We start from the raw sequence: 14,405 nt of genomic DNA, 5'->3' as shown, positions 1-14,405 counted from the left end.
CGTAGGCGCGCGGCCCCAGGCCCGTGCCCAGGAACACGTCCTGCACGTCCCGGCGGCGCACGGGCTGGTTGTTCAGGTAGTAGCTGCTGGTGCCGTCGCGCGTGAGGACGCGGCGCACCGCCACTTCGCCGTACTGGCCCCACTGGCCGCCCGCGCGGTGGTCCGAGTTGTCGAACACCAGTTCCACGCTGGCGCGGCTGGCCTGCTTGCGGGTGGTCGTGCCGCTGAAGATCACGTCCTGCATGGACTCGCCGCGCAGCTCGCTGGCCTTGCTCTCGCCCAGCACCCAGCGCACCGCATCCATGATGTTGGACTTGCCGCAGCCGTTGGGCCCCACCACACCCACCAGTTGGCCGGGCAGCATGAAATTGGTGGGCTCAGCGAACGACTTGAAGCCGGATAGCTTGATGGAGGTGAGACGCACGGGTCAGAAGGCTGGCAAAGAGACGGGACAGACGGGAAAGAATGGCGCCGGACGGCCGTCCCCCACGGGAAACCGCGGCTGCGGCAAGGGCGGAATGATACCGCGCCACCCCGCCCTCACCTGCTGCAAATGGTTTGCGCGGAGAACCCCGGCTTCAAGGCGCCGAAATTGGACATAAAAACAGCCGCCAGCGCTTTCCCATCAAGCGCAAGCAGCTATTGTTTTTGCAGCATTCAAAACGGCGGCGCGCACAAATACGGGTGCCCCCCAGCCAGTGCGCCCGTGGAACTGGCTCCGTCAGGCTGTCGGGGGGCGCCCCCTTGGGGGGATGGCGCGCAGCGCCTCAGGGGGGCTACCGATTCGTCTTGTGCACCAGCGCTTCGAATTCCGCCACCGGCACCGGCGGGCTGAACAGGTAGCCCTGCCAGGCATAGCAATGGTGGCGGGCCAGGAATTCGCGCTGCGCCTCGGTTTCCACCCCTTCGGCAATCACGCGCAGGCCCAGGCTCGTGCCCAGCGCCACCACCGTCCGCGCGATTGCGGCGTCGTTGGGGTCGGTGAGCACGTCGCGCACGAAACTCTGGTCGATCTTGAGCTGGTCCAGCGGCAGGCGCTTGAGGTAGGCCAGCGAGGAGTAGCCGGTCCCAAAGTCGTCCAGGGAGAACCCCACGCCGTAGGCCCGCAGCTGGCCCATCTTGTCGATGGTGTCTTCCACATCCTGCAGCAGCAGGCTCTCGGTCATCTCCAGCTTGAGCTGCGAGCCTTCCACGCCCGAACTGGCCAGTGCCGCCAGGACCTGCGCCACGAAGCTGCTTTGATGAAACTGGCGGGGGCTGACATTGACAGCGAGCTTGAGCGGCGAAAGCTCGGGGTCCTGCGCCCATCGGGCCAGCTGCACACAGGCCGTCTGCAGCACCCACTCGCCCATGGGCAGGATGAGCCCGGTTTCCTCGGCCAGCGGGATGAAATGCGCAGGCGAGACGAAGCCGTCGCGCGGGTGGCGCCAGCGCAGAAGCGCCTCGGCACCGGTGATGCGGCCCCGGTCGATCTGCGGCTGGTAGTACAGCTCGAACTGGCCCTGCGCCAGGCCGACGCGCATGTCCAGTTCCAGGGCGGCACGGGCCGACACGACCGCCTGCATCTTGGGATCGTAAAAGCGCAAGGTGTCGCGCCCGGTGTCCTTGGCTTGGTACAGCGCCAGGTCCGCGCGCTTGAGCAGCTCGTCCACCGTCTCGCGCATGCCGCTGAAGATGGTGATGCCCATGCTGATGGAGCTGTGATGCTCGCCACCTTCCAGGGCATAGGGCTCGCGCAGCACGGACAGGATGCGCTGGCCCACCTCTTCGCTGCGGGCTGCCGCCTCCTCGGGGTTGTCCCCCAGGGATTCCAGCACCACCACGAACTCGTCTCCCCCCTGGCGCGCGATGGTGTCGTCCTCGTGCACGCAGCTGCGCAGCCGGTGGGCCACCTGCTGCAGCAGGTTGTCTCCGCTGTCGTGACCACGGGTTTCGTTCAGCGTCTTGAAGTTGTCCAGATCCAGCAGCAGCAGGGCGCCGCTGGTCTGGTGCCGTTCGCTGGTGGCGAGCGCCTGCTGCAGGCGATCCATGAGCAGGCGGCGGTTGGGCAGGCGGGTGAGCGGGTCGTAATAGGCCAGGTTGTTGATTTCTTCCTCAGCCGCCTTGCGCTGGCTCAGGTCCTGCATGGTGACAAGGTGCCCGCCCGCGACCTGCACGCCCGACACCTCGACGGGCCGCAACTGCCCGTCGTGGCAGCGGATGAGGTACTCGGCGCCGGGTACCACGCCGTCGCCCGCACGCGCCCGCTCCAGCGCATCCTGCCACCCCTGGCGGGTGGGCAAGCGGTCTTGCACGTTGGGGAACGCGCGTTGCCACCATGTGTCCACGTCGGGCACTTCGGCTTCGGTGTAGCCGCAGATTTCGACAAAACGCTGGTTGCGAAACGCGATGCGGCCGCTGGGCTCCACCAGGGCCAGGCCCATGGGGAGGCGCTCCAGGATTCCGCGCAGGCGGTGCTCGTTGGTGCGCAGGGTTTCCTCCATGCGCTTGCGCGAGGTGATGTCCTGCACCACCGCAATGTGGTGGCCCGGCGCCGCCCCCGGCACCCACAGCGGCGACACGGTAAGGTCGCACCAGACCTCGTGGCCGTCCTTGTGCAGGTAGCGCTGCTCCAGCCGGTACTCGGGCACTTCGCCCGACTTGAGCCGTTCGAGCTGGGCCAGGTCTTCCGGCAGGTCATCCGGGTGGACCAGCGTCTGAATGGACAGGCCCAGCATTTCCGGGGCGCTATATCCCAGGATGTCGGCAAACCGCTGGTTCACCCGCACGAACACGCCGGTGTCGGTGTTCAGCTGCGCCACGCCCACCGTGGCCTGGTTGAACAGTGCGCGGAAGCGTTCGTCGCTCTCGCGCCGCGCTTCTTCAGAGACCTGGGCGCGCACCAGCGCCAGCGTGCGTTCGCGCACCAGCAGCCCGACGGTGGTGGCCAGCAGCAGGGAAACCAGCGCCCCGGCCAACCCGGCAAGCCATGGCAGGCGGGTTTCGGAGCGTGTGAGGAAGGACCGAGTGGGGTAGAACGTCAGCTGCCAGCGGCGGTCGTGCACGGTCACGTCGCGCACCAAGGGCTGTGCGCCGCGCAAGGCGGGGCCGGTCAGTTCGAGCAGCAAGCTCGCGGTGGTGGCCCCGCCAGCGTCCATGCGCACGGGGCCTTTATCGATCATGGCCACGGCAATCCCGTTCAGGAGCCCCTGGTTGTCCAGGCCCCTGACCAGGTCGTACACGCGAACGGTGCACGCCACGGCACCCAGGAAGCGCTGCTCGGGCGTGCCCGCCGTGGGGTCGAACACGGGCACGCGGATGACGATGCCGGCCCGGTGGGTCTGCTCCTGCAGCAGATCGAACGGTCCCGACACCACTGTCTGCCCACTGTCCCGGCTGTAGTGCATGGCCGCCAGGTTCGCCGGTTGCGCGCTGATGTCCAGGCCCAGCACGCCCTCGTTGCCCACCAGGGGCCAGAGGTACTCGGCCACGAAATACTCGGCCCGATCGCCGGGCGGATGGATATGGAAGTCCGGCAACCCCTCGGGAGACAGCGAGGTGTCTCCGCGCACGCGGGCCTCGTAGGCAGCACGCTCCGCGCCCGGCACCCAGCGGGTGAACGACAGGTTGCGCACGCCGGGATAGCGCTGGCCCACCTCCAGCTCGCTGGCGGCGCGCTCGAAGTCCAGGCGGGACAAATGCGGGTTGGCCGTGAACAGGCCTCGCAGGCCGTTGACGACCTCGGTATGCCCGGCGATACGCTGGATCAGCGCTTCGGAGAATGCGCTGGTTTCCTGGGTGAAACGGGCCTTTTCAATCTGGGCAATCGACTCTGCCTGGTTCCACCCCAGGAACAGGCTGAGCGCGAGGCCCAGCACCGCCACGGCCAGCCCCGACAGCCAGTGTCGGTAGCGGCCCTGGCGCAACAGGTCTGCCGTGGGAGGAGTCGTGCTCAGGGGAGTCAGAGAAAGCCTTGCAGCCGGCCACGGTGGGGCCGTTCATCGGGAGAGCGCAGGATAGCTGTAAATCGCGCGTGCCAGAGTCAACATCCTGTTACGCAGCTTGAAATGTGGAAAAAGTAACGCCCGCGCAACATTACCGAGCGGTTTTAGCTATGAAATGATGAGCATTTTTCATAACCATTGCGTCACCACCCACCATTGAATGGCAGCGGTCAATCTGGAAGCCCAGCGGTTTGCTGCCCCCCCAACGCCGCGACGCTTGCGTACGCCAACTCACCCATGCACGACAGGGGCAACGCGGGGGCGCAATGCTCTGCAACGCGCAGGACCGCAAAATCGCCGCTGCGCCGCCTCCCTCTTTCGACAACCTCGCACCTCCATGCTCTACAACGCACTTCAGCTCGTCCATGTCCTGTCCATCATCGTGTGGATCGGAGGCATGGTGTTTGCCCATTTCTTTCTGCGCCCCGCCGCCCAGGCGCTGGAGCCACCACAGCGCGTGCGCCTGATGCACGATGTGCTGCAGCGGTTCTTTGCCGCGGTGGGAGTGGCCGTCGTGGTCGTGCTGGGCAGCGGTTTGTGGATGATCGGGCGCGTGGCCAAACAGACGGTGCAGGCCGGCGGGAGCTTTGCCATGCCCCTGGACTGGACCATCATGGCCACGCTGGGCTTGGCCATGATGGCGATCTTCGGGCACATCCGCTTTGCATTGTTCAAGCGCCTGCGCCGCGCGGTGGAGGCTTCGGACTGGCCCGCAGGCGGCAAGGCCCTGGGTAGCATCCGCAGCTGGGTGGGCGTCAACCTGGCGCTGGGCGTGGTGATCGTGGTGGTCACGCTGCTGTTGTAGCCAAGAACCCCTGGGCGCCTTCGGGCTGTCGTCCCGCGCAGCCACAGCCATGGCGCCGCACCTCGCGCGCGAACCGCGCGTCCCCACCAGGCCATACCCTGCGGTTTCCTCTTGATATGGCCGCTGATGCACTCCATCGTTTGCCTCCATCCCGGGAGTTTTTGCTTTGTTCCGTTTTTTCGAAAGCCGCCTTCCCCCCTACCCCGGCGCCGAACCCCACTTGCCACCGAAGGATTTCATGGCCTTCGTGTGGGACTGCACGCTGGGCCTGCGCGGCTATGTGATCGCGATGGCGGCCCTGTCCGCGGCCATTGCCGTGGCCGAGGCCCTGCTCTTCGCGGTGCTCGGCCGCGTGATTGACTGGCTCTCCGGTGTCGCGCCCCACGCGCTGTGGGTGGAGCGCAAAGGCTCCATCCTGGCCATCATCGCGCTGCTGCTGGGTACGTTGGTGCTGGTGGCCTGGCAGACCAGCCTCAAGCACCAGGTGCTGGCCATCAACTTTCCCCTGCGCCTGCGCTGGAACTTCCATCGCCTGATGCTGGGCCAGAGCATGGCGTTTTACGCCGACGAGTTTGCCGGCCGCATCACCACCAAGATCATGCAGACGGCCCTGGCCGTGCGCGACATGATCTTCACGACCACCGACGTGGTGATCGGCATGGGGATCTACCTGGCCACCATCCTGGTGCTGCTGGCGGGCTTCGACGCGCGGTTGATCGTGCCGTTCGCCGTCTGGATGGTGGCCTATGGCCTGGCCTGCTGGTACTTTGTGCCGCGCCTGGGCAAGGTGGGCAAGGCGCAGGCCGATGCGCGCTCGGTGATGACCGGGCGCATTACCGATGCCTACACCAACATCGCTACCGTGAAACTGTTCTCGCACACCCGCCGCGAGTCGGAATTCGCGCGCGCTGCCATGGACGCCTTCAAGCTCACGGGCTACGCGCAAATGCGGCTGGTGAGCTTGTTCGAGATCGTGAACCAGGCGCTGGTCGTGGCGATGATCCTGGGTGCCTGCGGCACAGCGCTGTGGCTGTGGTCGCAGGGCGAGGTGGGCGCGGGCGCGGTGGCCGCCGTCATCGCGATGACGCTGCGCGTGTCCGGGCATGCCCACTGGGTGATGTGGGAGATGACCACGCTGTTCGAGAGCGTGGGCACCATCCAGGACGGCATCAACACGCTGACCAAGCCGCGCACCGTGGTCGATGCGCCCGACGCCAAGCCGCTGGTCGTGACCCAGGGTGAAGTGCGGTTTGAGGGTACAAGCTTCGCCTACGGCAACGGCCCCGACGCCCGGCCGGTCATCGACCGGCTCGACCTGATCATCCGCCCCGGCGAGAAGATCGGCCTCATCGGCCGCTCGGGCGCGGGCAAATCGACCCTGGTCAACCTGCTGCTGCGGTTCCACGACGTGCAGTCCGGCCGAATCCTCATCGATGGACAGGACATCGCGCACGTCACCCAGGACAGCCTGCGGCGCAACATCGGCATGGTCACGCAGGACACCTCGCTGCTGCACCGCTCCATGCGCGAGAACATCCTGTATGGCCGCCCCGACGCGAGCGAAGCCGAGCTCCAGCAGGCAGCCGAGCGCGCCGAGGCGGCGGGCTTCATCGCCACGCTGACCGACCCGCAAGGCCGCCAGGGTTACGAGGCACATGTGGGCGAACGCGGCGTCAAGCTCTCGGGCGGCCAGCGCCAGCGCGTGGCGATTGCGCGCGTGATGCTCAAGGACGCACCCATCCTGTTGCTGGACGAGGCGACCAGCGCGCTGGATTCAGAGGTGGAGGCCGCGATCCAGCAAAGCCTGGACGGCCTGATGCAGGGCAAGACGGTGATTGCGATTGCCCACCGCCTCTCCACCATCGCCGCCATGGACCGCCTCATCGTGATGGACGGGGGCCGCATCATCGAAGAAGGCACGCACACCCAGCTGCTGGCCCAGGGCGGCGTGTATGCGCGGCTGTGGGGCCACCAGAGCGGCGGGTTCCTGGGCGAGTCGGCCGAAGACTGAGCCCTGAGCCACCTGGGTGACAGCCTGTCGCCCAGGCGGCTGTGCAGCAGGTGCGGTGTCCTTACGGTCGAGGCTTTCAACGACCGGATGGAAACCCACCCATGATCAAAGTCACTGCCGTATACCGCTGGCGCGAAGGCGCCACCTTCAACCACGACTACTACCACAGCGAGCACATGCGCATTGCCCGTGCGGCGCTGCAACCGCTCGGGCTGGTGCGTCTGGAGAGCGACCGTGTGCTGTACCCCGGCGAGCCGCGCCCAGGCCAGGTGGTGGCGCTGACCAATGCCTTCTTCAGCGACCTGAAACAGGCCCAGACAGCAGCCAAGCAGACGATGGCCGAACTGGCGGCTGACATCCCCAACTACACCAACATCCAGCCGGAGTCTTACTTCGCGCAAATGCTGCCGCACGAAGTGCCGGGCGCTTAACGCCGCCCTTTTTGCGGAAATACAGAACCGGGTGGTCGCAGCCACCCGGATTTAGTTGATAATTTATTCTCATTAAACACCATCCCACAGCAAACCTCCATGGAACGATTCACCCGGCAACGCACAGCGATCTATGCCGTGGTCGCTGGCGCGCAGCGCCCGCTGTCGCCCCAGGAGATCCTGGAAACCGCCCAGGTGTCGGTGGAGGGGTTGGGCCTGGCCACGGTCTACCGCAACCTCAAGGCGCTGCTGGAGGATGGCGCCATCGAAGTGGTGCAACTGCCCGGCGAGAGCCCACGCTACGAGCCCGCAGGCCAGTCGCACCACCACCACTTCCAGTGCACGCAGTGCGCGCGTGTTTTTGATGTGCATGCCTGCCCGGGCGACTTGAAGGGGCTGGCGCCACAGGGATTCCAGGTGCAACGCCATGAATTGACGCTCTACGGCCTGTGTGCGGATTGCGCGCAGGCAGCATGAGCGCGAGGGCCGTCGCATTGCTCCGCCCACGGGCAGGGCTACCCCAGTGGCGGGCGCCCGCGCTGGTGTGCGCGTGGTGCGCCTTGTGCATCTTGTTTGCGCAGACACTTGGGCTGGTGCACGGCATTGCCCATGGCCCGGTCCACGCGAATGTTGGCGCGCAGGCCGCACAGGCTGTTGGGGCCCACACTGAAGCGCCCCACCACGCCCACCCTGGGCATGCCGCTGGCAATGCACAGGTCGCGCCGGGAGCGTTGGAAACCCTCTTCTCCCAGCACGAAGACGCTGAAGACTGCCGCTTGTTCGACGCCCTGGGCCAGCAGCCGGGCGCCGCCATAGCCGTGCCTGTGCCCCCGCCCGCAGTGCCCCCGTGCATGCAACGGCTGCGGCGCCTGGAAGGCGCGTTTGTGGCGCGCTGGGCCACGCTGTTTGACGCGCGCGGACCGCCCTTGTCTCACTGAACCCCTCGGTAACCCACCTGCGCAGCGGGCATGCGCAAGCACGCATGCACCCCTGCGCCAATGCGCCCCTACACCCCTATCGGGCCGCATCGACCTATTCAGTGAGAAAGAACCATGAAACATTCAACCCTTCAGGGCGGCCTGGCGCTGTCCCTCGTTCTGGCCTTGACCGCGTGCGGCGGTGGTAGCAGCGGCAGCAGCAGTGATGGTCCCCACCAGGACACACGCATCGACACCGCAGGCCGCCTGGCCATGGCCGAAGACGCGGCCACCGCACTGCGCATCTTTGACCTGGACAGCAGCGCCGTGGTGGCCAACATCCCTCTGGCCAACCCGCCGTCTGCCGTGTATGCCAGCCCCGGTCGGCGCTATGCGCTGGCCTTCCAGCGGCCGCAGGACACGGTGCAGATCGCCGATGCGGGCATCTGGCAGGAAGACCATGGCGACCACCTGCACGACTACAAGGTCACACCCAAGCTGCTGAGCTTCCGCATCACCGGCCCGCAGCCCACCCACTACGACGACCGTGCGGGCCAGGCCAGCATCTTCATGGACGGCCGTGCACCATCGGCCGTGGCCTCGGCCACCGTCTTCCAGGATGCCGATCTGGGCGCGGGCCGCGTGGGCGCAAGCATCAGCTTTGCGCAGCCCATGCATGGTTTTGCCGAACCCAACGGCAACTTCCTGGTGGCCACCTACCGGGCGCCCGATGCCACCGGCCCCACCCAGGCGGAGATCTACAGCCGCCAGGGCGCGCAGTACACGCTGGTGCGGCGCCTGGATGCGCAGTGCCCCAGCATGCACGGCAGCTTTACCAGCGGCGGCACCACCGTGAGCGGCTGCGCCGATGGCGTGTTGGCTGTGTCGCCGCAGGCCATGGGCCCAGCCACCGCCACCAAGATCGCCACCCCCACGGGCGTGGGCACCATTGCGGGCCACTCGAAGCTGGGGGCGCGGTTCATCGGCATCGGCAATGCGGGCACACCCTCCACCACCCGCTTCTACGACATTGACACGGCGGCGGGCACAGCCACCCCAGTGGCCATCCCCGGCTGGGCCGACGGCCGACTGCGCCGCGCGCACGGGTTTGACCGCGCGGGGCGCACCTTCTTTGTGCTGGACGACACCGGCGCCCTGCATGCGCTGGAGCGGGGGGGCGCAGGCTGGGTGGTGAAGAAGACCATTACCGGCGCCATCCCGGCCATGCCCACGGCGGCGCCGTTCCCGGCCTTTGCGGCCAACGAGGCGCGCGATGAGGTCTACCTCTCCGACCCCGGCGCGCGCCAGCTGGTGGCCATCAACACCACCACCCTTGAAGTGGCGCGCCGCACTGTGCTGGACTTCCGACCCACCTACCTCGCCTGGCTGGGAATCGCGCGCTAGGAAAGGCGCCTAACGTTCGCGAAAGGCCTGGAACAACAGCCCCAAGCACGACGCCATGCCCAGCCACGGAACGGCGGCGTGCGCCAGGGGGAGACCAGTCAAAGAACGGAGGGGCCCATCGCGAAGCGCGGGTGTTGATGCCTGGGCCCCAGGCGGAGCCGGTCATTTCAGGTCCACCGAGGTAGATGTCCCAGAATTCGGGAGAGCGCTGCTCGGCGGCCTGACCCCAGACCGCGAACTTGGGGTTCATCGGCACCTGGGGTCGGCCTCTGCACGCTCGTGCTGCGCGTGCGCCTCGGGTCTGGTGGTGGGTCAGGGCCAATCCGCGGGCGCCCCCGCCAGCCCGCTTCGCGCCACTTCTCTGTTTGTGCAGCGATGTGCCAGCACCACACCCGGACACTTGCTCTCTTTTTTGAGTAAAAATGGCCCATGGCGCCCGTCCATCAAGCGCAAGCAGCTCTTATTTTTGTAGCAATCGCATGTCCCAACCACTACTTCCTGCCATTTCCCTCCCCATGCCCGTGCCCACTGGCGAGCAGCTCAAGGCCGCTCGCACCGCAGCCGGACTGAGCCAAGCGCAAGCTGCCGAGCTGATGGGCTACCCGCTGCAGACCGGCAGCCGGGGCGGTGTGCAGTCGCGCACCTGGCAGGCGCTGGAGAGCATGAGCGACGAGCGAAACATGCAGGGGCCGGTGTTTGCGATGTTCCTCTTACTCACGGGGCAGCACCCCGAGTTCCACTTGGAACGCAACCAGCGGCCGGACAGGCACATGGCCCAGTAGCGGCAGACGGCAAGGAGACGGCTTCCCCCGATTAGTCGCCCCGCCGCGCACCGTCCGAGGCCTGCCTGAGAGACTGGCGCGTCCTGGGCCAGTGTCCCCCCGGGGTGCCACCCCTTCGTCAATCCACCTTGATGTTCGCCGCCTTGATCACCTGGGCCCACTTCTCCACCTCAGCCTTCTGGAACGCGGCAATCTGGGCCACGGTCATGTCGGCGGGCTCCATGCCAAAGCCTTTGAGGCGGGTTTGCATGTCGGGCTGGGCCAGGATCTTGCGGATCTCGTCGTGCAGGCGCGTGACCACCGGCGTGGGCGTGCTTGCCGGTACAAAGATGGCTTGCCACGACTGCACCTGAAAGTCTTTGAGTTCTGCCACGCCGGACTCGGCCACGGTGGGGACGTCGGGCAGGGACGCCAGCCGCTGGGGAGAGGTAACGGCAATCGCGCGCAGCTTGCCGCTCTGGATGTGCGGCGCGGCGACCACGGTGGTGTCAAACATCATGTCCACCTGTCCGCCAATCACGTCCTGAATGGCGGGGCCGCTGCCCTTGTAGGGCACATGGGTGAACTTCACGCCCGACTTGTAGGCCAGCAGTTCCACAGCCAGGTGCTGCGAGCTGCCCGTGCCGGCCGAGGCGGACGACAGGCCGCCCTGCTTGCCTTTGGCGGCCGCCAGCACGTCTTTGAGGGTTTTGTAGGGGCTGCTGGCCGCCACCACCAGCACGACGGGGTTGGTGCCGATCAGCGTGACGGGATTGAAGGATTTGATGGGGTCGTAGCCGAGCCTGGGGTACAGGCTCACGTTGATGGCATGTGAGCTGACGGTGCCGCCCAGCAGGGTGTAGCCATCGGGCGCAGCGCGCGCAGCCGCTTCCGACCCGATGCTGCCCGCCGCGCCACCCTTGTTCTCCACCACCACCGTGGTACCCAGGGCCGTGCCCAACTGCTGGCCGATCAGCCGCGCCAGCGTGTCTGTGGTGCCCCCGGCCGCAAACGGCACCATGTAGGTGATAGGTTTGCCGGTGGGCCAGGTGCCCTGCGCTGCGGTGGGCAGGCTGGCCAGGGTGCTGACGGCTGCAGCCACCAGGGCTGCGGTGTGGACGAGGGTTCTGCGTTGCATTGGATGTCTCCTGGATGTTTTTTGGTTGGTGATCAGAAAGGCGATAGAGAAGCGGAGCGCAAAAAACGGCGTGGCTGGCGCGCGCCATGAAGAGGGACCTCAAGGTAGATCGACGATCTCCACCCAGTTGGGGTTCTTGCCCACGGGCACCCGCGTGGGCGTGCCGGGGATGCCGGTGGCGGGGTCGATGGGGTGCAGCGCCACGTGGTGCGACACCTGCCCTGCCGCGATCAGAAATCGGCCTGACGAATCCACCGCAAAACCGCGCGGTGATTTCTCGGTAGGCACCTGACCCAGCGGCTGCAGCCGGCCCGTGGCGGCGTCGACGCGAAAGCTGCTCAGCGTGCTGGAGGTGCGCTCGGACGCATACAGCGTGCGGCCGTCGGGCGACAGGTGAATGTCGGCGGCCCAGGGCTTGCCGTTAAAGCCTGCGGGCAGTGCCGTGGTGCGCTGCACCGGGCGCAGCGTGCCTCGCTCCTTGTCGTACGCCATCACATGTACGGCGGCATCCAGCTCGTTCAGCACATACATGGTGCGCTGGGCGGTATCCCACACAAAGTGGCGCGGGCCGGATTTTTCGGGAGCAACCTGCGTGAGCGCGGGTTCATGGGCGGTGAGCCTGCCGCTCTCGGCATCAAAACGCCAGGCCGAAAGGTTGTCGCCCCCCAGGCTGGTGGCAAACACATGGCGGTTGGCCGCATCGGCGTGGATGGCGTGCGCGTGGGGCGCCGTGGGGATGAGTTGCTGCACCGCGCCCACCGCCCCATCCTTGCCAATGCTATTGACCGTGATCTTGTGGCCGGGGTACGAGGCCGCAAACAGCCAGCGGCCCGTGGCATCGGTGTCGATGTTGGCCATGCTGTCGGCCAGCGGGGCCTCGCCCAGCTTGCGCAGCTTGCCGCTGGCCGGGTCGATGGCCAGGCTCACCACGCGAAACGGCTGCGAGCGCAGCGCCACGTACAGCACCGTCCTGTCCGGGCTCACGGCCATCGGCATGGCGGTGCCGCCCAGCGGCACGGTGTCTACCTGCTTGAGCGTGGCGGTGCTGCGGTCCAGCTCCAGCACCGACAGATCCTGGCTGTCCGCGTTGGCGACATACACCCAGGTTGCCGCCCAGACGCCAGGCGTGCAGAGGGCGGCAACGGCTGCCAGTGCCAGTGGTGCCACCCGGGGGCGTGTGTAGGTGGTGGGTGTAGCGGTCATTAACTTCTCCTGGAGGGGTATGCGCAATAGCAGGGCCCGCACCGTCTGTTGTGGGATCGGAGGCATTTGCCAGGGGTGGGGCCTCGGACCAGCGGTGTCGCGTCACAGATCGGCTGTACGTTATATGTTGTCGTACAACAAGTTAAGGCATTGTCGTCACAACTTTCGCGGCAACACCCAGGGATTACCCGAAGTTCAGTCAGCCAGGTTTGGCGGGTCGCCTGTCAACTTCCGAGAGACAATTCGCCGGCTTGAGTTGGTAAAAACCCGGATGTCATTCCGGGATGTCTACAAAACCCTCGCTCCTCCTATTGCCATTTTGCAATCTTAGTTGTACGATGACTAACAACTTAACTCAGGAGACATTCCATGACCCTGCGCCGTAGAGCCGCCCTTCTCGCCTGCATCGCCACCCTGGCAGCGGCCTCCGCCACCGCACAAAGCGCCGACTGGCCCGCAAAGACCCTGCGCATCGTGGTGCCCTACCCGCCCGGCGGCAGCTCGGACATCATTGCCCGCTCCATCAGCCAGGCGATGTCCGAGGCGCTCAAGCAGTCGGTCATCGTGGAGAACAAGCCCGGCGCCAACGGCAACCTGGGCGCCGACTTTGTGGCCAAGGCCGAGCCGGACGGCTACACCATGCTGCTGTGCGACGTGGGCGCGCTGGCCATCAGCCCTTCGGTCTATACCAAGCTGTCGTTCGACCCTTCCAAGGATCTGCGTGGCGTGACCATGCTGGCCTACTCGCCCCACCTGCTGGTGGTGCATCCTTCGGTGCCCGTCAGCAACCTCAAGGAGCTGGTGGCGTACTCGAAGAAGAACGACCTGAACTTCGCCGTCACCGCCACCGGGAGCGCCCCCCATGTCGCTGGCGTGGCGCTGGAACGCGCCGCCGGTGCGCGCTGGCAATACATCCCCTACAAGGGCGGCGTCACTGCCATCCAGGACACCGTGGCCGGGCAGACGCAGATCCTGATGAACGGCATGCTCGCCACCCTGCCCCACGTGCAAAACGGCAAGCTCAAGGTGCTGGGCGTCTCCAAGGCCACGCGCATGCCGCTGATCGGCGACGTGCCCACCATTGCCGAGCAGGGCGTGCCCGGTTTCGAATCGGGCACATGGCAAGGCATTCTGGTTCCGCGTGGCACGCCGGAAACCGTCGTGCAGAAGCTCAACAAGGCGCTGATCACAGCCATTCGCGCGCCCGAGATCCGTTCGCGCCTGGCCGGCCAGGGTGCCGAGGTGGTCACCATGACCCCTGCCGAACAAGACCAGTTCTTCGCCAAGGAGCGCGCCCGCTGGGCCACCGTGGTGAAGGCCGCCAATATCAAGCTCGATTGACCCGTTTTTTCTTACCGTCCTGGACTCACATGACCCCCCAAGAACTCAAAACCATCATGGGCTCCGGCCTGCTGTCGTTCCCGATCACGGACTTTGACGAGCAGGGCAACTTCCGCCCCAAGACCTATATCGAGCGCCTGGAATGGCTGGCCCCCTACGGCGCCAGCGCGCTGTTTGCCGCCGGTGGCACGGGCGAATATTTCTCGCTCTCGGGTCCCGAGTACGGCCAGGTCATCCAGACCGCAGTGGATACCTGCCGTGGCAAGGTACCCATCATTGCCGGTGCCGGTGGCCCCACCCGCACGGCCATTGCCCATGCGCAAGAGGCCGAGCGCATGGGCGCCCACGGCATCCTGCTGCTGCCCCACTACCTGACTGAGGCTGGCCAGGAAGGCCTGATCGCCCATGTGG

At 66.4% G+C, this 14,405-nt stretch carries 14 protein-coding genes; 9 read left to right on the top strand and 5 right to left on the bottom strand.

Features of this window, described 5'->3' with window-relative positions:
* Together MRY84_RS12120 and MRY84_RS12115 are read right to left on the bottom strand one after the other, a co-directional pair.
* Positions 1–424: AAA family ATPase (locus MRY84_RS12120; protein WP_291505976.1), on the bottom strand; the 424-nt coding region annotated here is incomplete at its 3' end.
* Between the two features lie 352 nt (positions 425–776).
* Entirely contained in the window at positions 777–3,905 is a 3,129-nt protein-coding gene (locus MRY84_RS12115; protein WP_291505975.1) for an EAL domain-containing protein, read from the bottom strand.
* Between the two features lie 415 nt (positions 3,906–4,320).
* On the opposite strand from MRY84_RS12115, the gene MRY84_RS12110 reads away from it, so the two are divergent.
* The 4 genes from MRY84_RS12110 to MRY84_RS12095 all read left to right on the top strand — a co-directional run bounded on the left by MRY84_RS12110 (position 4,321) and on the right by MRY84_RS12095 (position 7,707).
* On the top strand, positions 4,321–4,788 hold the full coding sequence (locus tag MRY84_RS12110; protein WP_291505974.1) for a CopD family protein: 468 nt from the start codon (positions 4,321–4,323) through the stop codon (positions 4,786–4,788).
* Between the two features lie 166 nt (positions 4,789–4,954).
* Positions 4,955–6,799: an ABC transporter ATP-binding protein gene (locus tag MRY84_RS12105; protein ID WP_291505973.1), complete on the top strand. Its 1,845-nt coding sequence runs from the start codon at positions 4,955–4,957 to the stop codon at positions 6,797–6,799.
* A 101-nt stretch (positions 6,800–6,900) separates the two neighbouring features.
* Complete coding sequence (locus MRY84_RS12100; RefSeq protein ID WP_094291143.1) at positions 6,901–7,230, top strand: EthD family reductase; 330 nt, start codon at positions 6,901–6,903, stop codon at positions 7,228–7,230.
* Positions 7,231–7,329: 99 nt separating this feature from the next.
* Entirely contained in the window at positions 7,330–7,707 is a 378-nt protein-coding gene (locus MRY84_RS12095; protein WP_063460338.1) for a transcriptional repressor, read from the top strand.
* Between the two features lie 38 nt (positions 7,708–7,745).
* Here the strand turns inward: MRY84_RS12095 and MRY84_RS12090 are convergent, their stop codons facing one another.
* Positions 7,746–7,985, bottom strand: coding sequence for a hypothetical protein (locus MRY84_RS12090; protein ID WP_291505972.1), 240 nt, complete (start codon positions 7,983–7,985; stop codon positions 7,746–7,748).
* A gap of 21 nt (positions 7,986–8,006) precedes the next feature.
* Between MRY84_RS12090 and MRY84_RS12085 the strand changes: the two genes are divergently transcribed.
* From MRY84_RS12085 to MRY84_RS12075, 3 genes are all read left to right on the top strand, one after another.
* The gene (locus tag MRY84_RS12085) at positions 8,007–8,168 is read left to right on the top strand and encodes a hypothetical protein (protein WP_291505971.1); all 162 of its coding nucleotides are present in this window, start codon (positions 8,007–8,009) and stop codon (positions 8,166–8,168) included.
* A gap of 114 nt (positions 8,169–8,282) precedes the next feature.
* Positions 8,283–9,551 carry a hypothetical protein gene (locus MRY84_RS12080; protein WP_291505970.1) on the top strand — a complete coding sequence of 423 codons (1,269 nt, stop codon included), beginning with the start codon at positions 8,283–8,285 and terminating at the stop codon, positions 9,549–9,551.
* A 515-nt stretch (positions 9,552–10,066) separates the two neighbouring features.
* On the top strand, positions 10,067–10,333 hold the full coding sequence (locus tag MRY84_RS12075) for a helix-turn-helix transcriptional regulator (RefSeq protein ID WP_291505969.1): 267 nt from the start codon (positions 10,067–10,069) through the stop codon (positions 10,331–10,333).
* Positions 10,334–10,451: 118 nt separating this feature from the next.
* Here MRY84_RS12075 and MRY84_RS12070 read toward each other — a convergent pair whose 3' ends face one another.
* Complete coding sequence (locus MRY84_RS12070; RefSeq protein WP_291505968.1) at positions 10,452–11,450, bottom strand: tripartite tricarboxylate transporter substrate binding protein; 999 nt, start codon at positions 11,448–11,450, stop codon at positions 10,452–10,454.
* A gap of 99 nt (positions 11,451–11,549) precedes the next feature.
* Positions 11,550–12,653: a beta-propeller fold lactonase family protein gene (locus MRY84_RS12065; protein WP_291505967.1), complete on the bottom strand. Its 1,104-nt coding sequence runs from the start codon at positions 12,651–12,653 to the stop codon at positions 11,550–11,552.
* A 369-nt stretch (positions 12,654–13,022) separates the two neighbouring features.
* Between MRY84_RS12065 and MRY84_RS12060 the strand changes: the two genes are divergently transcribed.
* Positions 13,023–13,994 carry a tripartite tricarboxylate transporter substrate binding protein gene (locus MRY84_RS12060; protein WP_291505966.1) on the top strand — a complete coding sequence of 324 codons (972 nt, stop codon included), beginning with the start codon at positions 13,023–13,025 and terminating at the stop codon, positions 13,992–13,994.
* A 29-nt stretch (positions 13,995–14,023) separates the two neighbouring features.
* Positions 14,024–14,405: dihydrodipicolinate synthase family protein (locus MRY84_RS12055; RefSeq protein WP_291505965.1), on the top strand; the 382-nt coding region annotated here is incomplete at its 3' end.

Source organism: Acidovorax sp., assembly GCF_022763525.1.
In the GTDB taxonomy this organism is placed as follows: domain Bacteria; phylum Pseudomonadota; class Gammaproteobacteria; order Burkholderiales; family Burkholderiaceae_C; genus Acidovorax.
Note: the sequence above shows the minus strand (reverse complement) of the source record. Positions and strands in the feature narration are given on the sequence as shown.